Below are 22,393 nucleotides of genomic sequence, written 5' to 3'. Positions count from 1 at the left end.
ATGGGACAATGCTCCAGCACAAATAACAGGAGCAGGCAGATGCTAACGCCAACCGTCGTCTCTCATACCGCTGCACGCCGCGCGAATCGTGCGTCTGCAGCCAGTCCTCGTAGCTCGGCCCGCTGCTCCAGTTGTGCGATGCGTCACCTCTGCATGCCGCAAGGCCTCAATGCCGACGACATGCCCAAGATCGAAGCCCTTATCTGCAGCGCACGCAGCGTGCGACGCGGCGAGGCGCTCTACCGCGCGGGCGATCCGTTCGACAATCTCTACGCCGTTCGTTCCGGCTCGCTCAAGACGGTCATGGCCCACCGTGACGGGCGCGAGCAGGTGACGAGCCTGCGTCTCGCCGGCGACCCGCTCGGCCTCGACGGCATCAGCACCGAGAACTACACCTGCTCGGCCGTGGCGCTCGAAGACAGTTCCGTTTGCATCGTCCCGTACCCCGCGCTCAAGCATCTGTGCCGTGAAACCGGCGCGATGCAGGACCGCCTGCACCGGCTGATGAGCGAGCAGTTGTACCGGGAGTCGTCCCAGATGATGGTGCTCGGCTCGCTCTCGGCCGACGAGCGTGTCGCAGCCTTCCTGCTCGACGTATCGGACCGCAACGGCCAGCGCGGCTATTCGCACGCCGAATTCAATCTGCGCATGACGCGCGACGACATGGGCAGCTATCTCGGCATGACGCTCGAGACGGTAAGCCGCACCCTGTCAAGATTTCAGAAGCGCGGCCTGATCGACGCACAAGGCAAGCTCATTCGCATTCTCGATCTCGAAGGGTTGCGCCACGTCTGAGCATCGCGCCGCCCTCGCCTGCGCGCCGGGAAGTCCGGTGCGCCGGGCCGGGTGCGGTCAGCAGCAGTCCTTCTCCCTTTCCCCCGCCCTTCCTGCCGGCATCCGGTCGCGCCGTGGCATGACTCCTGCGACAGCGGTAAAGTCTCGAACACCGCTCTCGCACGGAGAATCGCCATCATGCCTCTCCCGCCCGCTCCCACGCTCGGCGAGCGCCTCATCGCCGCCCGCGCCGCCAGCGACGCGCTATTCGATATCGTCAAGCCCGAGTTTCTCTACGGGCGGCCGATAGGCGAACGGCACCGGATCGTCTTCTATATCGGCCATCTCGAAGCATTCGACCGCAATCTCTTCGACCAGCGCCTGTTCGACCTGCCCCCCGTCGATCCCCGGCTGGACCGGCTGTTCGCCTTCGGCATCGATCCTGTCGACGGCATGCTGCCTACCGACATGCCGGAGGACTGGCCTCGCCTCGCCGAAATACGCGACTATGCGCACGCGAACCGCGCGCGCATCGACGAACGGCTCGCCGCGCTCGATCTGCCTCCCGATGTCTCGCATCACGCCGGCCCCGGCCAACTGCTCAGCGTGGCGATCGAGCATCGGCTCATGCACGTCGAAACGCTCGCCTACATGCTCCACCAGTTGCCGCTCGACCAGAAGCAGGCACTCGCCGCGACGTGCGCCTTGCCCGATCATCTGTACACCGTAACGTCTTCGATGGTGCCCGTGCCGGCGGGCCGTACCGAGCTCGGGATGACACCGGAACACGGCTTGTTCGGTTGGGACAACGAATTCGGCGAACAGCAGGTGGAGCTTCCGGCCTTCGAGATCGACCGCTACATGGTCACCAACGGCGCATATCTGACGTTCCTCGAAAACGGAGGCTATCGCAACAGGACCTGGTGGAACGATGCCGACTGGGCATGGAAAGAGGCGCAAGGCGTCGCGCATCCGGTGTTCTGGTCGCATGACGAGGGGCAATGGCGCCTGCGGACCATGTTCGACGATATTCCACTGCCGCTCGCCTGGCCCGTGTACGTGAGCCACGCGGAGGCGAGTGCGTTCGCGCGCTGGCGCGGAGCCCATCTGCCGAGCGAGGCGCAGTGGCAGCGGGCGGCACATGGCGCCCTGCCTGGCACGACCGACAATTTCGATTTCCGCAGCTGGGACCCCGTTGCCGTGGACGCGACGCCCGATAGCGCGAGCACATGGGGCGTGGAAGGTTTGTATGGCAATGGCTGGGAATGGACCTCGTCGGTATTCGGACCGTTGCCCGGCTTCACGGCATTTCCCTTCTATGAGGGTTACTCGGCGAATTTCTTCGACGGCCAGCACTACGCGATGAAAGGGGGATCCCCGCGAACGGCGGCTTGCATGCTGCGGCCGACATTCCGCAACTGGTTTCAGCCGAGGTATCAGTATGTGTATGCGGGGTTCCGGTGTGTGAAGTAGCGGAAAGCCGCCCCCATCGCCAACTATCGACGACGTCCCCCTAGCGCATCCCGCAATCGATATCGAGCGTAAGCGCATTCAGATAGGGGTTTTCGACGACATGCCGCACCAGCGCGGCGAATTCGTCTGCGTGCCCCATGCGGCGCGGAAACAGCAGTTTGTCGATAATGCCCTCGGAGACCTTCTCGGGCATGCCCGCCGACATACCCGTTTCGAACAGCCCCGGGGCGACCGAGAGCACACGTATGCCGTGCTCGGCGAGGTCGCGCGCGATCGGCAACGTCATGCCGATAACCCCCGCTTTGCTCGCGCTGTAAGCCGCTTGCCCCATCTGCCCGGCCTTCGCCGCCCCCGATGCGGTATTGACGATCACGCCGCGCTCGCCCGTTTCGTCCGGCTCGTTGGCCGACATCGCGAGCGCCGCATGGCGCACGAGATTGAACGTGCCGGTCAGATTGATCGCCAGCACGCGGTTCCACAGGTCGAGCGGAAAGAGCTTGCCTTTGGACAGCGTCTTGCACGGCCCGAGTATGCCCGCGCAACTCACGGCAATATGCAGGCCGCCATGGGTGGCCGCCACCGATGCGACGGCATCGCCGACAGCGGCTTCGTCGGCCACGTCGAGCGCCACGCCCTTCATCGTGCCGCCCATAGCATGCTTCAGCTTGCCGGCGTCGAGATCGAATCCCACCACCCTCGCACCCGCTGCCGAAAGAGCGTGGCAGGTGGCCAAACCCAGCCCGGAAGCCGCGCCCGTTACGATCGCTACCTTGTCTTGCAGTTTCATGTTCACCTCCGTTCACTTCAGCGTCCGAGTATCGTCACGCACGCCACGGCTTCTTCCACGCCGTGCGTGCCGCCGCCGTTCTCCGCAACCGCAATGCGCGCGTTCTCCACCTGGCGCTGGCCGGCTTCGCCGCGCAACTGCGTCACCAGCTCGTAGATCTGCGCGAGTCCCGTTGCGCCCACCGGATGCCCCTTCGATTCGAGACCACCCGACGGATTGACCGGAATGCGCCCGCCAATTTCCGTTTCGCCGCGCTCCGAGATCGGCCCGCCGTCCCCGAAGGCGCAGAAACCCAGATTCTCGATCTGGAGAATCTCTCCCACCGCAGTCGCGTCATGCACTTCGGCAACCGAAACATCCTGCGGCCCCACACCGGCCATTTCATAGGCGCGCTTGCCCGCGCGCACGGTGATGTGATTGTCGATGTCGTCATAAGGGCGATCGCTGCCCGTCTGGATGACGGCGGCCAGCACGCGCACGGCACGGCGCGCGCCGCTCTCCATGCGCTTGAGCGCCTCGCGGTTGCAGACGATCACCGCCGCCGCGCCGTCCGACACCGGCGAGCACATCGGCACTGTCAACGGGTAGGTGATCGGTGCTGCGGCCAGCACCTCTTCGATCGTGTATGCGTTCCGGTATTGCGACAGCGGGTTGTGCACCGAATGCCGGTGATTCTTCGCCGAGACCGCCGCGAACTGCCGCTGCGTCGTGCCGAAACGCAACATGTGCGCGCGCGCCATCGCCGCATAGACCTCCATGAAAATGCTGTAGGGCCGCGTCGATGTCGTGCCGGGCGGGATTTCGAGATCCTTGCCCTGGCGCGTCAGGTCATCGAGCGCCGCGTTGCCGAGCGATACGTCCATCGCGCTGTCGAATACCGAGAACATGCGTTCCTTGTCGGTGGACACCATCTTCTCCGCGCCCACGGCCAGCGCAATGTCGCCCATGCCGGCCCGGACGTGATTGACGGCCAGCGTGAAGGCGCTGCTGCCGCTCGCACAGGCGTTCTCCACGTTGACCACCGGAATGCCGCCGATGCCCATGGCGCGCAGCGCGACCTGCCCGCGAATCATGTGCTGCCCGTCCATGTGGCCTTGCGATGCGTTGCCGAAAAAGGCCGCCTCGATCGCCTCGCGTTCGATGCCGGCGTCCTTCAATGCGCTCGTGGTCGCCTGCCGCACCATCTCCTTGATGCTCACGTCGAGACATCGCCCGAACGGCGTCATGCCGACACCGACCACGTAGATTTCTTCGCTCATCTCACGATCCCTTGAAAGGCACCGGCAAACGCCGTTGCTGGGGGAAATTATGTGAGCGCCACTCCTCTCCCGATCGGCCCCGTTATGCAAAGCCCGGCAGAGCCCATGCGCTCCGTGCATAGCCTGTGGAGACCGCGAAATCGAACTGCTATCGTGCAAAAAAGATCTGGAGATACACGGTGCGGAAGATGCAAGAAGCGGCGCAAGAAGCCATGCAAGAAGCCGAAATCCTGATAGATGTTCGCGAACAGGCCTTGTGGCTTACGTTCAATCGCCCGGAGGTGATGAATGCGATTTCTCCCGGCGTCATTGCGCTCGCCATGCGCGCACTCGACGACGCTGAACGCCGCGACGATATCCGCGCAATCGTCCTGACCGGCAACGGCCGTGCATTCTGCGCGGGGGCCGATCTCAAGTTCGCCCAAGGCGCGCTGCAAGGCAACGCGAGCGGCACCGACCGGTTCCTTGCCGATCTGCTCGTGCTGCTCAATCGCCTCGAACGGCTTACGAGGCCCGTTATCGCGGCGGTCAACGGACTCGCCCTCGCCGGCGGCCTCGAACTCGTGCTGTGCTGCGATCTTGTGCTGGCTGCCCGCTCCGCGCGGTTCGGCGACGCCCACGCCAACTATGGATTGCTGCCCGGCGGCGGCGGATCGGTCCGGCTGCCGCGCAAGATCGGCGCAACGCGCGCGAAATACCTCATGTATACCGGCGAATTCGCTTCCGCCGAAAGCATGGAGCGGGCGGGTCTCGTCAATGCGGTCGTCGACGACGCGGAACTGCTCGACGCATGTGCGGCGCTCGTCCGCAAGATCGCCGCAAAGAGTCCGCTCGGGCTTGCCCGCATGAAGGCGCTCGTGAACGACGGACTCGAACAGCCTGTCGACGTGGCGCTGCGCCAGGAATTGCTGGTATCGGCGCTGCATCAGCACAGCCACGACATTCAGGAAGGTCTCGCGGCGTTCCAGGAAAAGCGGGCACCCCGCTTTCTCGGCCGCTGACCACCTTTGCCTCCGCGCAACATTGATTTCCCCGATCGAAAGGAAAGAAAGATGAGCAATCCCATGATGGAAGGAAAAGTCGTCGTCGTGACCGGCGCCGGTCGCGGCATCGGTCGCGAAATTGCGTTGCAGATGGCCCGGCAAGGTGCGCGCGTCGTGGTCAACGACGTCGGCTCGACCGTGAGCGGTGAGGCCTGCGCGGACGATCCCGCGCAGGAGGTGGTCGCCGCGATCCGAGCCGAAGGCGGCGATGCAATCGCGAACAAGGACAGCGTGGCCGAATGGGGCACGGCGCGGCGCATCGTCGAAGCCGCAATGGATCAGTATGGCCGGATCGATTGCGTCGTCAACAATGCCGGCATCCTGCGCGACCGCATCTTCCACCAGATGACGTGGGAGGAATGGGAGCCGGTGCTGCGCGTGCACCTGTTCGGCGGCTTCAACGTGAGCCGCGCCGCGGCCACGCATTTCCGCGAGCAGAAAAGCGGTGCGTTCGTGCACATGACCTCGACGGCCGGGTTGATCGGCAACATCGGCCAGGCCAACTACGCGGCGGCCAAGATGGGCATTGCGGGCCTCTCGCGCTCGATCGCACTCGACATGGCCCGCTACAACGTGCGCTCCAACTGCATTTCGCCGTTCGCCTGGAGCCGGATGGTCGGCAGCATTCCCGACACCCCGGACCAGGCCGCGCGCATCGAGAAGGCCAAAACGATGTCGCCCGAAACGGTCGCGCCGCTCGCCGTGCTGCTAGGCAGTGACGCCGCGGCGTCCGTGAGCGGCCAGATCTTCGTCGTCCGCCGCAACGAGGTCTTCCTGATGAGCCAGCCGCGCCCCATGCGCTCGCTGCACCGCTCCGAAGGCTGGTCGCCCGAATCGCTTGCCTCCCATCTGCTGCCCGCCTTTTCCAGTTCGTTCGTGCCGATGGAAATGGGCTCGATGGTGTTCAACTGGGATCCCGTCTAAACCGAAAGACACGGCAAGCGCGCGGCGTCGAACCGGACACGCCGCATTTCAACCCATCAGGAGCCCTTAAAGTGGATTTCCGACACGATTCGAATTTGAGCGAGTTTCGCGAGGAAGTGCGACGCTTCCTGAAAGACCGTCTGCCCGCCGAACTCGCCGGCCGCAAGAGCGGTTCGCGCTCGCAACGCCCCGACTTGATGCGCTGGCAGCGCATCCTGAACGAGCACGGCTGGGGCGCGCCCTATTGGGCGAAACAGCACGGCGGCACGGGCTGGACCGTGCAGCAGCGTCTCGTGTTCGACGAGGAATGCGCGGCCGCGGGGGCGCCTACGCAGGACAACTTCGCGCAGAAATTGGTCGGGCCGGTTCTCAATCACTTCGCGACGCCCGAGCAAAAGGCCGAGCATCTGCCGGCGATCTTCAACGGCGAACGGCTGTGGTGCCAGGGCTTCTCCGAGCCCGGGGCGGGCTCGGATCTCGCTTCGCTACGCACCCAGGCCGTGCTCGACGGCGACCACTATGTGGTGGATGGCCAGAAGATCTGGACCAGCTACGCGCACCAGGCGGACTGGATTTTCCTGCTCGTGCGCACCGACCTCGAGGCGAAGAAGCAGCTCGGCATCAGCTTCCTTCTCGTCGACATGAAGACGCCGGGCGTCACGGTGCGCCCCATCATCAGCATCGACGGCCGGCACCACCTGAACGAAACCTTCTTCGACAAAGTGCGCGTGCCGGCCGGCAATCTCGTCGGCGCGCCGGGCGAGGGCTGGAAGCTCACCAAGTTCCTGCTGAACAACGAGCATGCTTCCACCGCCGACCTGCCCGCGCTGCTGCGGCTGCTGCGTCTCCTGAAGGAAACCGGGCGTAATCGCCATGTCGACAACGCGCCGTTGCTTGCCCGCAGCGAGTTTGCGCTGCGCCTCGCGCGGCTGGAAGCCGAGGTGCTGGCGATCTCCGTGCTCGTGCAGCGGGTGGCGGCCATGGAGGCCGACCACAGCCCCGCCGCGCACGCCATGGGCTCGATCCTGAAGATACGCGGCACCGAATTGCAGCAGCGCTTGAGCGAGTTCCTCGTCGAATCGCTCGGCGAGCAGGCCGCCGTCTCGCGCCTGGCCGAAGACGAGGCTGCCGATGGCATGCAGGCCTCGAAGCCCGAAGCCGAAGTGCAGGCCATGGCCGCCGAGATGTTCTTCCGGCGCGCCACGACCATCTACGGCGGCACCAGCGAGATTCAACGCAGCATCATCGCCCGATCGATTCTCGATCTCTGAAGCGGATATCGCCATGAACTTCACTCTTACCGACGAGCAGCAGCTCCTTCAGGACAGCGTGCGCCGTTTCATCGACAAGTCTTATGGGTTCGCCGCGCGCACGGCGCTCGTCCAGGCCGGCCGCGGCGGCAGCGCGGAAAACTGGCAGCGTTTCGCCGATAACGGCTGGCTCGCGGCCGCATTGCCCGAATCGGGCGGCGGCCTCGGCGGCTCGGTGCTCGATACAGCGCTGATCGCCCAGCAGCTCGGCCGAGGCCTCGTGATCGACCCTTATCTGGGCTGCGCGGTGCTCGCCGCGCAAACGCTCGCCGCGGCAGCGACACCCGAGCAGCAGGCGCGCTGGCTGCCGCCGCTCGCGAGCGGCGAAGCGCGCTTCGCGCTCGCCTGGTGCGAAGCGGCGTCGAACGGCAATCCGGCCGTCGTCGAGATGCAGGCGACACTTTCCGGTGACGACTATCTGCTCAATGGCCGCAAATCGCTTGTGCTCGGCGCGCGCGGATCGAACGGATACATCGTCTCAGCGCGCATTCACGAGGCCGGCAAACCGGGCCAGCTCGCGCTCTTCGTCGTGGACGCCGGCACCCCGGGCGTGACCGAACGCGCTTATCTGTTGCACGACGGCAGTAGCGCATCGGCGCTCGAATTCGCGCAGGTCCGCGTGCAAGCCGACCAGCGGCTCGGCCTGCGCGCCGACGGTCTCCCGGCGCTGCGGCACGGACTTGCGCACGCGGTCGCCGCGCTCGGGGCGGAGCTTGTGGGCGCCATGGAAAGGGCCATCGAAATGACCGCCGAGTATCTGAAGGTGAGACGACAGTTCGGAGTCCCGATCGGCAGCTTCCAGGCGCTGCAGCACCGCATTGCCGACATGAGCGCCGAGCTGGAAGTCGCGCGCTCGATGCTCTATGCGCTGCTCGCGTCGATCGAAAACGACAATGCGGCCCGGCGCGATCACACCGTTTCGATGGCGAAGGCGCTGATCGGGCGCGCGGCGAAGTATGTGTGCGGTCAGGCGATCCAGTTGCACGGCGGCATCGGCATGACGGAGGAGTACGCCGTGGGTCATTACTTCAAGCGCGCGGTGGTGGCGGATCTGCTGTTTGGCAATAGCGACGCGCATGACGCCGTCTCGGTCGCCGTTCTGCAGCGGGCGCTGACCTCGTGACGGCTCACGCCGCCGCGTGAACCCGCACAAGCCGGGACACGCGGCGACGTTTTGCCTCCATCAGCCGCTTACTCTTGCGAGCGGCTCTGCACCTGTAACAAGGTTTCCCGAATGAGCTGCATCGCGCGCTGCGCGATTGGCCCCAGGTAAGCATGGCGCCGCGTAACGATACCGATATGCCGGCGGTACGCCACGCCCGGCAGATCGAGCACCTCCAGCGAAGTAAAGCCTCCCGGGCGCCAACCCGCCAGCCATTTGGGCGCCATCGTCACGAAATCGGAGCGTGCCGCCGCCTGTAACGCGACCTCGTAGATGCTGGTCTCGACCGCATATTCCGGCGCTGCCAGCCCCTCTTCGTTGAACATCGCGACAACAGCGTCGTAAGTCCCCACCTTCGAGCGAAAGCCGATCCACGGATACTTGCGCAATTCCGCCAGCGTCGCGCCGCGCGCCGTCAGCGGATGCCCTTTGCGCACCACGGGCACGAGTTCGTCGCGCATCAGCTCTTCAGCCTCCAGCGCGAAGGGCAGTTCGCTCGGCAGCACGCATACGCCAAAGTCGTATTCGCCCGCCTCCACCACCTGCAAGATCTCGTCGGCAATCATCACATCGAGCGTGAGCGTGGAGACCGGGCGCTCGATCCTGAGCTGCGGCACCAGCGCACCGGACACCAGCGGCCAGAGCGTGTAGCCGCTGGCCACTCGCGCGTGGCCGGCGAGTCCATCGGCCAGTTCCTTGATCTCGCGGCTGATGTCGTCCAGCGCAACCTTCGCCACCTGCGCCCGCTTGAGGAGCCGCGAACCGGCCTCGGTGGGCTCGACACCGAGCGCCGTGCGCTCGAGCAGCGGCACGCCGAAGTGACGTTCGAGGCGCTGGATCGAGCGGCTGAGCGTGGGCTGCGACACGTCGAGCGACACGGCGGCCTGGGCGAGCGACGCATGACTGGCAATCGCCAGAAAGTACTCCAGGTCTCTATCGAGCAAGGTCATGTTCGGCGCCGCTTCGTCAGTCGGTGAAATCGTTGGGGCAACTCGCTGGGGCAAGTCGCTGGGGCAAATCGGCAAGTCATGCGCGAGCATACAGCCATATGTCCGGCCCGCATAGCCACGTGCAATGCGCGTATCGCGACGCATCGAAAGCATCCCGCGAATGACGTTCAATGGAGCCAATACCTCAATCAAGCGAGCCCGCAGGGCCGGCCAACCCATACCGAAGAGGACACCATGCCCTTGAGCGCAGACCACCATCCATTCGTCGAACTGAATGCCGAGGAATCGGCCGTGCTCGAACGCGTCCGCCAACTGGTCACCGAGGAAATCGGTCCGAAGGCGAACAGCGTCGGCCGCGAAGACAAGTTTGCCTGGGACACCTTCCGTCTGCTGAGCCGGGAAGGGCTGATCGCGAACGGCTTTCCGCGCGAATACGGCGGCATCGCCGCCACGATGATGCTGCGCGCGCGCATCGTCGAAGAGCTGGCGCGCGCGTGCAGCGCGGCGGCCGCGATGCTGGTCGGCACCGACGGCTCGGCCAGCGCGATCATCGTGGCCGGCAGCAAGGAGCTGCAGCGCGAGGTGCTGCCGCGGCTTGCAAGCGGGGAGCGGCAGTGCGCGTTCGCGCTGACCGAGCCGCACGCAGGATCGGACCTCGGCAACCTCAAGACGATCGCGCGCCCGGTCGAGGGCGGCGTGCGGATCACCGGCGTGAAGAAGTTCATCACGCGCGCCAACGTTTCGGACTACTTTGTTGTCATCGCACGCGAACCGAACAGCCCGCCGGGCACGCGGCATCTGCTGTCGTATCTGGTCGACCGGAAGTCGGCCGGTCTGACGGTGTCCGACGACGTGCCGAAGCTAGGCTGGTATGGATTGCCGATTGCCGGGTTGCGCTTCGAAGACGTGTTCGTGCCGCCGGAGCGGCAACTGGGTGAGCGCGGCGTGGGCATGACGATCGCGCAAGACCTGCTCCTGCGCGCGCGCATCAGTCACGCGGCTATCGCGCTCGGACGCATGACGGCCGCGCTGCAGATCGCCACGCAGTACACGTCGCGGCGCCAGGTGAAGGGGCAGCCGATCAGCGACCACCAGGGCGTCCAGTGGATGATCGCCGACATGGGCGCGCGTATCGAAGCCGTGCGCTGCACCGTGTATGCGGCTGCGCGCCGCTACGACCGCGGCGATGCCGACGTCGCGCTGCACGGCTCGATCGCCAAGATGCTCGCGACCGACCTGAGCATGAAGGTGTCGATCGACTGCCTGCAACTGCTCGGCGCGAACGGCTACCTGAAGGAATACCCGCTGGAGCGCTTCGTGCGGGATGCGAAATTCAACCAGATCGGCGAAGGCACGAGCGAGATCCACAAGAACATCATCGGCGCCGCACTCACGAAGATCGCGGCCGGTATGCCGCTGCATCCGTGTCTGGATATCGATCCCGCCGTGTTCGCGGCCTGAACCCTGAACACGGGAGCCACGCAATGAAGCCGCTTTCGGGCGTTACCCTCATCGAGCTGGCCGGCATCGGGCCGGGGCCGTTCTGCGGGATGCTGCTCGCGGATCTCGGCGCGGACGTGATACTGGTCGAGCGGCCTGCCGGTACGCCGGACGCTGCCGCAGGCGACGAAGCACCGAAGGTGGGCGAGCGCCATGCCATCGCGCGCCGCGGCAAGCGGTCGATCGCGCTCGACCTCAAGAATGCAGCCGACCGCGAACGGATCTTGCAGATCGTGCGCCGCGCCGACGGCATGATCGAAGGCATGCGGCCCGGCACCGCCGATCGCCTGGGGCTCGGCCCTGCCCAATGCCTCGCCGTCAATCCGCGCCTCGTCTACGGCCACATCACGGGCTGGGGTCAGCACGGGCCGCTCGCTCAGGCAGCCGGGCACGACATCAACTACACGGCGCTGTCCGGCGCCCTCTGGTACGCAAGCCCGCCGGGACAAGCGCCCTGCCCGCCCCCCACGCTGCTCGGCGACATCGGCGCCGGCGCGTTGTACCTCGCGGTCGGCATGCTCGCCGCGATCCTGCGCGCGCGCACGACAGGCCAGGGCGCGGTGATCGACGCGGCCATGGTGGACGGCAGCGCACACATGATGAACCTGCTGCTTGCGCAGGCCGCAGCCGGCTACCTGAAAAGCGAGCGCGGCGAGAGCCTCTTCGACGGACCGCACTGGAGCGGGACGTATCGCTGCGCGGACGGTGGCTGGATCAGCGTGCAAGCGCTCGAACCGAAGTTCTACCGGATCTTGCTCGACAAGCTCGGTCTCGCGGACGACGCGGACTTCAGCCGCCAGTACGATGCCGACGCGTGGCCAGCGCTGCGCGAACGCTTCGCACAACTGTTTTCGCAACGGACCCGCGAGCAATGGTGCGAACTCCTCGAAGGCACGGACGCGTGTTTCGCCCCCGTACTGTCGCCCGACGAAGCCGCCCGGCATCCGCACATCCGCGCCCGCGAAATCTACGTCGAACGCGACGGCGTCAGGCAGGCGGCCGCCGCGCCACGATTCGTCGGCGAGCCTGCCTGGACGCCGCCGCCTATTCCAAAGCGCGGCGAACATACCGCCGCGATTCTCGATGAACTTGGGATTGCGAATCATCCCGACAACGGAACGTGATCCCCCATCCCTAACCCCCACTCACCGACCTTCGAATCAAGACTGGAGAAACCATGAGCGAAAAAGTGCATGTCTGCGGTGTCGGCATGATTCCCTTCACGAAACCCGGCACCAGCCCGAGCTATGTGGACATGGGTGCGCAGGCCACGCGGCTGGCGCTCGCCGACGCGGGTATCGACTACGCGCAGGTGCAGCACGCGTACGTCGGCTTCGCATACGGCCAGTCCACCTCCGGCCAGTCCGCGCTTTACGAGGTCGGCCTGACCGGCATTCCGGTGTTCAACGTCAACAATGCCTGCGCGACCGGCTCGACAGCGCTCTATCTCGCGCGCCTGGCCGTGGCGCGAGGCGAGGTGGACTGCGCGCTCGCGCTCGGCTTCGAGCAGATGGAAGCCGGCGCGCTAAGGTCCTATTGGCCGGACCGGCCGCCCACCCGCGCGCGCTTCATGCCCATGGCGCACGCGCTCACGGAGGACGCCGTGGGCATGCCCGAAGCGTTGCGCGCGTTCGGCGGCGCGGGGCGAGAGCACATGCAGCGTTACGGCACGAAAATGGAGACGTTTGCCGCGATTCGCGCCAAGGCAAGCCGCCATGCCGCCAATAACCCGCTCGCCATGTTCCGCAACGTCGTGACGACGGAAGACGTGATGGCCGACAAGGTGATGTGGCCCGGCGTGATGACGCGGCTGATGGCCTGCCCGCCCACCTGCGGCGCTGCCGCCGCCGTCGTCGTTTCGGAAGCGTTCGCGAAGAAGCACGGCCTGCGCAGCGACGTCGTGATCCTCGCGCAAGCCATCACGACAGACCCCGCCGAGTCCTATGACCCGCCCTCGATGATCAGCTACGTGGGCAGCCACATGGCGAGCGCCGCCGCACGCAAGGTCTATGAAGACGCGGGCGTTGGCCCGGAGGATATTCGCGTGTGCGAACTGCATGACTGTTTCGCGCACAACGAACTGCTGACCTATGAAGCGCTTGGCTTCTGCCCCACCGGAGAAGCCGAGAAGTTCGTGATGAACGGCGACAACACCTACGGCGGCCGCGTTGTCACGAATCCGTCCGGCGGCCTGCTTTCGAAGGGGCATCCGCTCGGCGCAACGGGTCTCGCGCAGTGCTACGAGCTGACCCATCAGCTGCGCGGCACCGCCGACAAGCGCCAGGTGGAAGGCGTGAATCTGGCGCTCCAGCATAACATCGGCCTGGGCGGCGCTTGCGTGGTCACGCTTTACGGCAAGAACTGATCGTTTCGGCAACGGCCGCGAAGATCCGGCTCAGCTTCACCGAGCCCGCGGCCGCAGCAAAAAGGGTTGCGCCCTCATCGAGAGCGCAACCCTTTTCCTTTACCGCACTTCAGATCATCGCGCACACGCAACGTGTGTCATGGGCTCGCTTCGATAAAGCGCCTCGACCAAATGCGCACGGCGTGCTCGCGTCACAGCCTGGTTCACATAGCCTTTGTCCGCGATTTCATTGGCATCCATCGAAGGCGGCTCCGCCATCAGCATCAGGCGCTCGACGGCAAGACTCGCCGCGTGCGTGCCCGGGTGCCGCAACCGTTCGCTCAGCGCCGCCACCACGAGCGGATGCTGCGCGAGCGCCGCCGCATCGAGCCCGGCGAGTTCCGGCGCGAGGCGCTGGCACGCCGCCACGTTCGGCCACGCGAGCGCGGCCAGATAGTCGTGGTCGTGGCCGCAAATCACCGCATCGGTCAAAAGCGGTGCGCAGCGGTCGAGCAGCGCGAGGCGCACGGCGCCGGTACGCACCCACGTGCCATTGGCGAGCTTGAAATCCTCGACCACGCGGCCCGCGAACAGCAGACCCTTTGAAGGGTCCGCGGCGTCGGCGAGGCGCACCGCGTCACCGAGGCGGAAAAAGCCCTCTTCGTCGAACGCGGCTGCCGTTAGTTCGGGATGCTTGACATATCCGCCAAACACGCTCGGCCCGCGCATGCGGATTTCGTAGCGTCCATCGCCGCCTTCGAGCGGCAGCAGTTTCACTTCCATGTCCGGCACCGGCACGCCGATGTTGCCCACGGTGTCGGAAGGCCAGCCGCAATGCGTGCCCACGGCGCAAGTCTCCGTGCAAGCGAGACCCGAAAGGAATGCAATGCGCTGCCCCGTCGTGGCCACGGCCACGCGCTGAATGCGTTCCCACACGTCGGCAGGCAGACTCGCGCCGCCATAGCCGAAAAAGCTCGCGTTCGAGAACAGATTGCGCGCCAGCTCGGGATCGCGCTCCATCTCGTTCGCCAGCACGGTCCACGCGGACGGTACGCTCGTGAAGATGGTCGGCGCGACTTCGCGCAAATTGCGCACGGTACGCTCGATCATGCCCGGCAGCGGACGGCCGTCGTCGATGTAGTGAGTCGCGCCGAACTGGATCGAGCGGCCCAGATTCAGGATGCCGCCCAGGCCGTGATGCCACGGCAGCCAGTCCAGAAACACGGGCTTCATGTCGAGCAGCCACGCCAGGTTCTCGGAAAAGTACGCGGTCACTGCCTTCACGTTGCGGTAAGTGAGGTTCACGCCCTTGGGCACGCCGGTCGAGCCGGACGTGAACAGCACGCGCAGCGTGGAATCCGGGCGGACAGCACGATGCGCGGCCGCGACAGCCGCGCGGCGTGCGCCCGTCAATTCCGTCGCGGCAAGCGCGGCCCAGTCCAGTTGGCCGCCCGTCGCGCCGTTCACCGCGATCACGGGCACGTCGCCAGGTTCGAGCGCTGTGAGCGCCCGGGCCACTGCTGCGGCGTCCTGAACGAATACGGCGGCGGGCGGCACGAGATCGCGCACGCCCTTGAGCCGCGCGAAGTCCTTGCTGAGCGTCGAATAGGCCGGCGAAACCGGCGCGCTCGGAATGCCGACGTACTCCGCCGCGAACAGGATCACCGCCTGCTCGATCGAATTGCCGGACAGCAGCATCAGCGGGCGCTCCTGGTTCAGCCCGAGCTCCAGCAACGCGGCGCCAACCGACTGCACCTGCTGCCACAGCGCCCGCCACGACAGCGAGCGCCACTCGCCCCCGCTATCCCGCTCGCAGAGCACCGCCGTATCCGCGCGTGCCCCGGCCCAATGCTCGATGAAGTCGGCAAAGCTCGTTTGCGCAATATCGGGCAGCGGGTGCTCCGAACGCAGAATCAGGCAGCCGTCGTCGCGCCGCTCGACAAGCGTGCGCCGCAACGGGGTGCGTATCGGGCGATAAGCAGGCGTCGACGGGGAACTGGCCGTGGATGGGGTCATTGCGCGTTGTCTCCTGTGCGGGCGCTGCGTCGTGAGCGGCGCGCCCCTTGGTGTTCGGGTTCGGAGGCCCCGGAACGATATCGTCGCGAACGCCTCTCGTGAGTCACGATAGCGAGTCGCACGGCCGGCTGAACCACCCGATCCCGGTGGCTGCCGGCACGGCCAGGCAGCGATCCGGCCCATTGTAGCCTCGCCGGCTACTTGCCCTCTCGCGTGGCGAGGTCCGCACGCGTGTCCTTCGCCCGCACGATCTGCATGACTTCGCCGTTCTCGCGCCATGCGTAGCACGTGTCGCGCATGGCGCTCACGCGCACGTCGTCCCCGGAGGGCCGCGTGCCCGCCGCGGCGCGCCCGGCGCTCTGCAGGGCCATGCGGGTCTGCACCGCCGTCGTGGCGATCGGCCCAAGCAGTTCGGTCAGATGCGTGCAGCCGTTCGGGCCGCCCAGGCGCGCCTTCACGTCCTTCATGAAACCGCCGCGGAACGCAATGCCCACGAGCCGCTGGTAGGCCGCATTGATCTGCGCGCAATACGGCGTGGGCCCCGTATCCGTCTGCGCTTCGATATGGCGGACCACGAGCTCCTGGTCGACGGTGACGACGACGCGCATGGCGTGAATGGCGTTCCCGGCCGGCACGTCCTTGAAGAACAGGCTGGCGTGCCGGGACCGCGTATCGAGAAGCCGGCCTTCGATCTCGAGGAGGCCGTCGTCGCGGACATAACCGGTGCAGACGACCTGGCGCGTGTGGACAGGCTGGCGTGACGCATTGGCGGGTTCGGTCATGGTGGTCTCGTTCGGGAAGGGATCGCACGGTGGCAGGCCGGTGCCATCCGGCCGGCGCCAGCGTGCATGAAGCGTAGGAGCGACGCAGGCGGCAAAAACCACCGGAGTTGGGGGGCGCACTCACCCCACCGGGGGTATTCCCTTAACCGCCGGAGTGCGGCGTGGACACGGACCGCTGCCGCCCTGCCGGCGCCCCCCCATCGGCGGTGGCTTTCGGACCGAACGAAGCGGGGACCATCGTTTCTGCAGGGGGTACCCGGGAAGCGGGGCCTCAGCTATCCGCGGCACGCCGCCCGGCAGCGCGGCCGCCCAAAAAAACAGGCAACAGGAACGGCGTCGACAAGAGGATTCCGATATGCAGATACAACGCAATGTGTTCCGCGAGGACCACGAGATGTTCCGCACCACCGTGCGCCGCTTCTACGAGCGCGAGTGCGTGCCGCATCTGGCCGACTGGAACAAGGCAGGCCTCGTCGACCGCGAGGTCTGGCGCAACGCGGGGCGCGAGGGCCTGCTGTGCGTCGGACTGCCGACCGAGTACGGCGGCGGCGGCGGCGACTACGGGCACTGCGCGGTGATGGCCGAGGAAGCGGCGCGCTGCGGCGTTTCCGGCGTCACCTTCAACATGCACTCGGACATCATCGCACCGTACATCGAGCGCATCGGCAGCGAAGCGCAGAAGCAACGCTGGCTGCCCGGCGCGTGCACCGGCGAAACGATCCTCGGCATCGCGATGACCGAGCCCGGCACCGGCAGCGACCTGAAGGCGATCCGCACGACTGCCGTGCGAGACGGCGACGAGTACGTCATCAACGGCAGCAAGACCTTCATCAGCAACGGAATCATCGGCGATCTGTTCGTCGTGGTCTGCAAGACCGACCCGGCGGCAGGCGCCAAGGGCATCAGCCTGATCGTCGTCGAGGCGAATCGCGAAGGGTTCCGGCGCGGCCGCAAGCTGGAGAAAGTCGGGCTGCATTCGCAGGACACGGCCGAGCTCTTTTTCGACAACGTGCGCGTGCCGGCCGGCAACCTGCTCGGCGAAGAAGGCCAGGGCTTCCGCTATCTCATGGCCGAACTGCCGCAGGAACGCCTGACCATCGCGCTCGTCTCCGCCGCGCGCCTCGAAACGATGCTCGCGCAAACGATCGCCTATGTTAAGGATCGCAAAGCATTCGGCCAGACCGTGTGGGATTTCCAGAACACGCGCTTCAAGCTCGCGGACATCCAGGCGCAGGCGATCGCCGTGCGCACGCTGGTCGACCACTACCTCGCCGAACACCTGCGCCGCCGGCTCACGCTCGAAGAGGCCGCGGTGGCGAAGCTCTTCGCGACCGAAACGCTCGGCAAGGCGCTCGACGAGATGGTGCAGCTGCATGGCGGCTACGGCTACATGCTGGAGTACCCCATCGCGCGCGCATTCGTCGATGCCCGCGTGAACCGCATCTTCGGCGGCACCAGCGAAGTCATGCGCGAGCTGATCTCTCGCGCGCTCTGAGCGCCGCCTTGAACCCGACCGATTCGATATAAAAGGAGACACAAGCATGACACGCAATGTCCATGTTGCCGGCGTCGGCATGATTCCGTTCATGAAGCCGGGCGCGAGCGCCCACTACGACGAGATGGCCGAAAAGGCGATCCGCCAGGCGCTGGAAGACGCGGGCCTCGCCTACGGCGCCGTGCAGCAGGCCTACGCCGGCTACGTCTACGGCGATTCGACCTGCGGCCAGGCCGCGCTCTACCGCGTCGGCATGACCGGCATCCCCGTCGTCAACGTCAACAACAACTGCGCGACGGGTTCGTCCGCCCTCTATCTCGCGCACCAGGCCGTGAAGAGCGGCATGGTGGACTGCGCGCTCGCCGTCGGCTTCGAAGAGATGCAACCGGGCGCGCTCGCAAGCCACTGGGACGACCGCCCGCGCGCCATGGCGCGCTTCCAGGCGCTGGCGGCCGACCTGCTGCCGAAGAACGATCTGCCAGGCGCGATTCGCATGTTCGCGGGCGCCGGCCTGGCGCACATGAAACAGTACGGCACGAAGCTCGAAACGTTCGCGAAGATTCGTGCCAAGGCGAGCCGGCACGCGGCGCGCAATCCGCTGGCGATCTTCCGCACCGTCGTCACGCCCGAGGACGTCATGGCCTCGCCGATGATCTGGGAAGGCGTGCTCACCCGCCTGATGGCCTGCCCGCCCACCTGCGGCGCGGCGGCGGCGATCGTCGTTTCGGCGGAATTCGCGCGCAAGCACGGGCTGCGCGCCGACGTGGCGATCGCCGGACAGGCGCTCACCACCGACGACCCCAGCGTGTTCGAAGCCCCCTCGATGATCGACCTCGTCGGCGTGGGCATGACGAAGTCGGCGTCTCGTCTCGTCTACGAGCAGGCGGGCATCGGCCCTGAAGACGTCGACGTGATCGAGCTGCACGACTGCTTCGCGCAGAACGAGCTGCTGACCTATGAGGGCCTCGGCCTCTGCAAGGACGGCGAAGGCGAGAAGCTCGTCGAGGACGGCGACAACACCTATGGCGGGCGCTGGATCGTCAACCCCTCCGGCGGGCTGCTTTCGAAGGGGCATCCGCTTGGCGCGACCGGCCTCGCGCAGTGCTTCGAGCTCGTGCAGCAGCTGCGCGGCACGGCGGGCGAGCGCCAGGTGCCGGGCGCGAAGATCGCGCTTCAGCACAACCTGGGGCTTGGCGGCGCGTGCGTCGTCACGGCCTACCGGAAAACCGCCTGACGCGCCCCCGGTGCGCCCCGCGCGCCCTTTTCACTCCTCCTTCGATTGTCGTCGACATGATCAACAAGTCATTCATCGGCCGGGCGCTGCCCTCGTTCCACGCGAGCGCCGAGCCGGGCCAGTTGGCCCTCTTCGCGAAAGCGACCGGCGAAACCCGTCCGGTCTACACGAACGAAGCGGCCGCGCGCGACGCCGGGCATCCCGGCCTGCCCGTGCCGCCCACGTTCCTGTTCTCGCTGGAACTCACGCAGCCCGCAGCCGGCTGGCGCGAGGAGATCGGCATCGTGCCCTCGCGCATCCTGCATGGCGAGCAGTCGTTCGTCTATCACCGTGCCGCCCATGCCGGCGAGCGGCTGCTGTTCGAGCCGCGCATCACGGAAATCTACGACAAGAAAGACGGCGCGCTCACCTTCATCGTGAAGGAAACGCGCGTCACCAACGCGAAAGGCGAACACGTTGCGGACCTGCGCGCCGTGATCGTTCACCGCAACCTCTGAAGAGGCCCAATTCGATGAGCAATCCTGACTTCAATACGCTGCAGGTCGGCGACACGCTGCCGCCGCTGACGCTTGCGCCGGTCAACCGCACGACGCTCGCGCTCTTCGCGGGCGCCTCGAACGACCACAACCCGATCCACATCGACCTCGACTACGCGCGCAAGGCCGGCATGCCCGACGTGTTCGCGCACGGCATGCTCTCGATGGCCTGGCTCGGCCGCTTCCTTACGCAGTGGGTCGATCAGCGGCAGTTGCGCGAATTCGGCGTGCGTTTTGTCGGCATCACGCATCTCGGCCACCAGATCACCTGCACCGGCAAGATCGTGGAGAAGTACGAAAGCGCCGGCGAAAAGCGCGTGCGCCTCGACATCCAGACCGCGAACCAGTACGGCGAAACCAGGGTGGCCGGCACGGCCGTGATCGCCTTCTAAATCATTGAAAGAGACGGAGAAAGCATGGGCAAACTCGACGGAAAAGTCGCGCTCGTCACCGGTTCGGGACGAGGCATCGGCCAGGCCATTGCGCTGAAGCTGGCCAGCGAAGGGGCGCGCATCGTCGTGAACGATCTCGACGCCGACCCGGCGCACGAGACCGTGGAAGCGGTGCGGCAGGCAGGGTCGGAAGCGGTTGCCTGCGTGGGCAGCGTCACCGCGCCGGACTTCGCGCAGCGCTATATCGACACGGCGGTCCAGACGTTCGGCGGCATCGACATCATCGTCAACAACGCCGGCTACACGTGGGACGACGTCATTCAGCGCATGACCGACGAGCAGTGGTACGCGATACTCGACTGCCACCTCACCGCGCCGTTCCGCATCCTGCGCGCCGCGTATCCGCACATCAAGGCGAAATACCAGGCCGAGTCGGCCGCGGGGCAGGAGATCTTCCGCAAGGTGGTGAATATCTCTTCGGTGTCGGGGCTCAACGGCAACGCGGGGCAGATGAACTACTCGTCCGCGAAGGCCGGGGTGATCGGCATGACGCGCGCGCTCTCCCGCGAGTGGGGCCGCATGAAGGTGAACGTGAATGCGGTGGCGTTCGGCCTCATTCACACGCGCATGACCGACGCCGACGCGAAGGAAGGCGCAACGGTCAAGATCGAGGGCCGCGACATTCGCGTGGGGATCAATCCGGATCTGCTCAAGACCCATGCGCAGCGCTGTCCGCTCGGTCGCGGCGGCACGCCGGAGGAAGCGGCAGGCGCGGTGTATCTGTTCTGTCTGCCGGAGTCGAATTACATTACCGGGCAGGTCGTGTCCGTTGCCGGAGCGCCGTGATCGGGCGTGCGTGCCCCACTCTCCCGGCCGGCGCCGCAACGGCGCCGGCCAGGCGGCGACAGAAGTTGAATCTCATCCGTCAACGCCAACTTCCGTTGCGTCAAACGGAAATGGACGAGACGGCGCGTGTCCCCGCGAAGCGGGCCAACGAGACTTGCCATGACTGCTTCGTCCGATTTCCAGCCGCGTGCGGCATGGACCATGACCGTCCTGCTGACCGTACTCACGCTCATCAACTTTCTCGACAAGATCGTGATCGGCATGGTCGCCGTGCCGCTCATGGCGGCGCTGCACCTCTCGCCCGCCGAATTCGGCGTGATCGCGGGCGGATTTTTCTGGTTGTTCTCGCTCTCGACGATCGCCGTCGGCATGCTGGCCGGCCGCATGCAGACGCGCTGGCTGCTGCTGGCGATGAGCGTCACATGGGCGCTTGTCCAGATTCCCCAGGCATTCGCAGCGAGCGCGCTCTCGCTGTTCGTCTGTCGGCTCTTGCTTGGCGCCGCCGAGGGGCCCTTCTCGCCTACCACGATCCACGCGCTCTACAAGTGGTTTCCCGACCGCAAGCGCAACCTGCCGGTCGCCGTCGTGAGCCAGGGCGCCGGGCTCGGTCTGCTGCTTGCCGGGCTCGTGATTCCGCATATCACGCAGCACTGGGGCTGGCGCATGAACTTCGTGCTGCTCGCCGTGATCGGCGCGCTCGGCAGCCTGCTCTGGCTGTGCTTCGGGCGCGAAGGCAAGCTCGCCACACCGCGCACGACAGCGGCGGCTTCGCTGGCCAGCGAAGCGAGCGATCCCGTTGCCCCCGAGCGCAGGCTGCGGACGACGCTCTGCGATCCTTCGGTCCTCTGCGTGTTTCTGCTCGGCTTCGCCGCTTACTGGTCGCTGGGTCTGGTCTTCACCTGGCTGCCCGCGTACCTAGAAAAAGGACTTGGCTTTTCGAACATCGCCGCGGGCCGCTGGTTCGCGCTCGTCATCGTCACGGCGGCGCCCGTTAGTGTCGGCGTGAGCGGACTGTCGCAGTTCATGCTCGGACGCGGCATCTCAACGCGCGTTGCGCGCGTTCAGGTCGTCAGCGTCGCGTTGCTCGCCAGCAGTGCGCTCTACGTCGCGCCCCTTCTTTTCTCGTTCGGGGCGAGCGCCAAGGTGCTGCTGCTCGCCGTGGGCGCGGCCTTGCCGACGGTCTGCTTCGCGGTAGGCCCCGCGCTGCTGGCCGAGGTCGTGCCGGACCGGCAACGCGGGCTGATTCTCGCGATTCATACCGCCGTTGCGAGCATAGGCGCGGCGATCGCACCGGCCGTGATGGGCGCGATCGTGCAGGCGCGCGGCACGCAGGTCGCAAGCGCCTGCGAGATGGGCTTCGCCACCTGCGCGATCCTCTCCATCACCGCCGCCCTGCTGGCGCTGTGCTGGCTGCATCCGGAGCGCTCGCGCCGCGCCCTCGATACGCCGCTGCAGGCCTGCGAGTCACCGGCTATCTGATCGCTCCAAACGATCGTCCCCAACACCCCGGCGCTTCCGCTGCGGGCTACGCAAGATCACAAGGCGTAACCGCACGACGGCGCGAGT

Annotated in this window: 20 protein-coding genes; 15 read left to right on the top strand and 5 right to left on the bottom strand. The window is 66.3% G+C overall.

The window, feature by feature from the left end; all coding sequences use genetic code 11:
• Positions 1–39: 39 nt before the first annotated feature.
• Both BAC01S_RS09230 and BAC01S_RS09225 read left to right on the top strand, forming a co-directional pair.
• Positions 40–795, top strand: a complete 756-nt coding sequence (locus BAC01S_RS09230) for a helix-turn-helix domain-containing protein (protein WP_084168429.1) — start codon at positions 40–42, stop codon at positions 793–795.
• A 177-nt stretch (positions 796–972) separates the two neighbouring features.
• The gene (locus BAC01S_RS09225; RefSeq protein ID WP_027794505.1) at positions 973–2,247 is read left to right on the top strand and encodes an SUMF1/EgtB/PvdO family nonheme iron enzyme; all 1,275 of its coding nucleotides are present in this window, start codon (positions 973–975) and stop codon (positions 2,245–2,247) included.
• Between the two features lie 40 nt (positions 2,248–2,287).
• Here BAC01S_RS09225 and BAC01S_RS09220 read toward each other — a convergent pair whose 3' ends face one another.
• On the bottom strand, positions 2,288–3,034 hold the full coding sequence (locus tag BAC01S_RS09220; RefSeq protein ID WP_027794504.1) for an SDR family NAD(P)-dependent oxidoreductase: 747 nt from the start codon (positions 3,032–3,034) through the stop codon (positions 2,288–2,290).
• 17 nt (positions 3,035–3,051) lie between these two features.
• Positions 3,052–4,293, bottom strand: a complete 1,242-nt coding sequence (locus BAC01S_RS09215; protein ID WP_027794503.1) for a thiolase family protein — start codon at positions 4,291–4,293, stop codon at positions 3,052–3,054.
• 188 nt (positions 4,294–4,481) lie between these two features.
• On the opposite strand from BAC01S_RS09215, the gene BAC01S_RS09210 reads away from it, so the two are divergent.
• The 4 genes from BAC01S_RS09210 (at position 4,482) to BAC01S_RS09195 (ending at position 8,693) form a co-directional block, all read left to right on the top strand.
• Positions 4,482–5,294, top strand: coding sequence for an enoyl-CoA hydratase/isomerase family protein (locus BAC01S_RS09210; RefSeq protein ID WP_304622294.1), 813 nt, complete (start codon positions 4,482–4,484; stop codon positions 5,292–5,294).
• Between the two features lie 51 nt (positions 5,295–5,345).
• Complete coding sequence (locus tag BAC01S_RS09205; protein WP_027794501.1) at positions 5,346–6,260, top strand: SDR family NAD(P)-dependent oxidoreductase; 915 nt, start codon at positions 5,346–5,348, stop codon at positions 6,258–6,260.
• Positions 6,261–6,331: 71 nt separating this feature from the next.
• Entirely contained in the window at positions 6,332–7,531 is a 1,200-nt protein-coding gene (locus BAC01S_RS09200) for an acyl-CoA dehydrogenase family protein (RefSeq protein WP_027794500.1), read from the top strand.
• A gap of 13 nt (positions 7,532–7,544) precedes the next feature.
• Positions 7,545–8,693 (top strand): acyl-CoA dehydrogenase family protein, encoded by a 1,149-nt coding sequence (locus BAC01S_RS09195; RefSeq protein WP_027794499.1) that lies wholly within the window; start codon positions 7,545–7,547, stop codon positions 8,691–8,693.
• 68 nt (positions 8,694–8,761) lie between these two features.
• On the opposite strand, the gene BAC01S_RS09190 is transcribed toward BAC01S_RS09195, so the two are convergent.
• Positions 8,762–9,682, bottom strand: coding sequence for a LysR family transcriptional regulator (locus tag BAC01S_RS09190; RefSeq protein WP_027794498.1), 921 nt, complete (start codon positions 9,680–9,682; stop codon positions 8,762–8,764).
• A 234-nt stretch (positions 9,683–9,916) separates the two neighbouring features.
• Here BAC01S_RS09190 and BAC01S_RS09185 point away from each other — a divergent pair, with 234 nt between their 5' ends.
• The 3 genes from BAC01S_RS09185 to BAC01S_RS09175 are packed head-to-tail and all read left to right on the top strand — an operon-like array spanning position 9,917 to position 13,547.
• Positions 9,917–11,143: an acyl-CoA dehydrogenase family protein gene (locus tag BAC01S_RS09185; protein WP_027794497.1), complete on the top strand. Its 1,227-nt coding sequence runs from the start codon at positions 9,917–9,919 to the stop codon at positions 11,141–11,143.
• 23 nt (positions 11,144–11,166) lie between these two features.
• The gene (locus tag BAC01S_RS09180) at positions 11,167–12,306 is read left to right on the top strand and encodes a CaiB/BaiF CoA transferase family protein (protein WP_027794496.1); all 1,140 of its coding nucleotides are present in this window, start codon (positions 11,167–11,169) and stop codon (positions 12,304–12,306) included.
• 53 nt (positions 12,307–12,359) lie between these two features.
• A complete protein-coding gene (locus BAC01S_RS09175; protein WP_027794495.1) occupies positions 12,360–13,547 on the top strand; it encodes a lipid-transfer protein in 1,188 nt (395 codons plus the stop codon).
• Between the two features lie 114 nt (positions 13,548–13,661).
• Here the strand turns inward: BAC01S_RS09175 and BAC01S_RS09170 are convergent, their stop codons facing one another.
• Entirely contained in the window at positions 13,662–15,542 is a 1,881-nt protein-coding gene (locus tag BAC01S_RS09170) for a feruloyl-CoA synthase (RefSeq protein WP_027794494.1), read from the bottom strand.
• Between the two features lie 197 nt (positions 15,543–15,739).
• Positions 15,740–16,324 carry a DUF2889 domain-containing protein gene (locus BAC01S_RS30760; RefSeq protein ID WP_043201702.1) on the bottom strand — a complete coding sequence of 195 codons (585 nt, stop codon included), beginning with the start codon at positions 16,322–16,324 and terminating at the stop codon, positions 15,740–15,742.
• A 355-nt stretch (positions 16,325–16,679) separates the two neighbouring features.
• Between BAC01S_RS30760 and BAC01S_RS09160 the strand changes: the two genes are divergently transcribed.
• From BAC01S_RS09160 to BAC01S_RS30755, 6 genes are all read left to right on the top strand, one after another.
• The gene (locus BAC01S_RS09160) at positions 16,680–17,819 is read left to right on the top strand and encodes an acyl-CoA dehydrogenase family protein (protein ID WP_027794493.1); all 1,140 of its coding nucleotides are present in this window, start codon (positions 16,680–16,682) and stop codon (positions 17,817–17,819) included.
• A gap of 46 nt (positions 17,820–17,865) precedes the next feature.
• Entirely contained in the window at positions 17,866–19,053 is a 1,188-nt protein-coding gene (locus BAC01S_RS09155; RefSeq protein ID WP_027794492.1) for a lipid-transfer protein, read from the top strand.
• A 56-nt stretch (positions 19,054–19,109) separates the two neighbouring features.
• Positions 19,110–19,550, top strand: a complete 441-nt coding sequence (locus BAC01S_RS09150) for a MaoC family dehydratase N-terminal domain-containing protein (RefSeq protein ID WP_027794491.1) — start codon at positions 19,110–19,112, stop codon at positions 19,548–19,550.
• 14 nt (positions 19,551–19,564) lie between these two features.
• On the top strand, positions 19,565–19,981 hold the full coding sequence (locus BAC01S_RS09145) for a MaoC family dehydratase (protein ID WP_027794490.1): 417 nt from the start codon (positions 19,565–19,567) through the stop codon (positions 19,979–19,981).
• 24 nt (positions 19,982–20,005) lie between these two features.
• Entirely contained in the window at positions 20,006–20,827 is an 822-nt protein-coding gene (locus BAC01S_RS09140; protein ID WP_027794489.1) for an SDR family NAD(P)-dependent oxidoreductase, read from the top strand.
• A 159-nt stretch (positions 20,828–20,986) separates the two neighbouring features.
• Positions 20,987–22,306, top strand: coding sequence for an MFS transporter (locus tag BAC01S_RS30755; protein ID WP_043201699.1), 1,320 nt, complete (start codon positions 20,987–20,989; stop codon positions 22,304–22,306).
• The last annotated feature ends 87 nt before the right edge of the window (positions 22,307–22,393 follow it).

It is taken from the genome of Paraburkholderia acidipaludis NBRC 101816, from assembly GCF_000684975.1.
GTDB lineage: Bacteria > Pseudomonadota > Gammaproteobacteria > Burkholderiales > Burkholderiaceae > Paraburkholderia > Paraburkholderia acidipaludis.
This window is presented reverse-complemented; position numbering and strand designations above follow the sequence as displayed.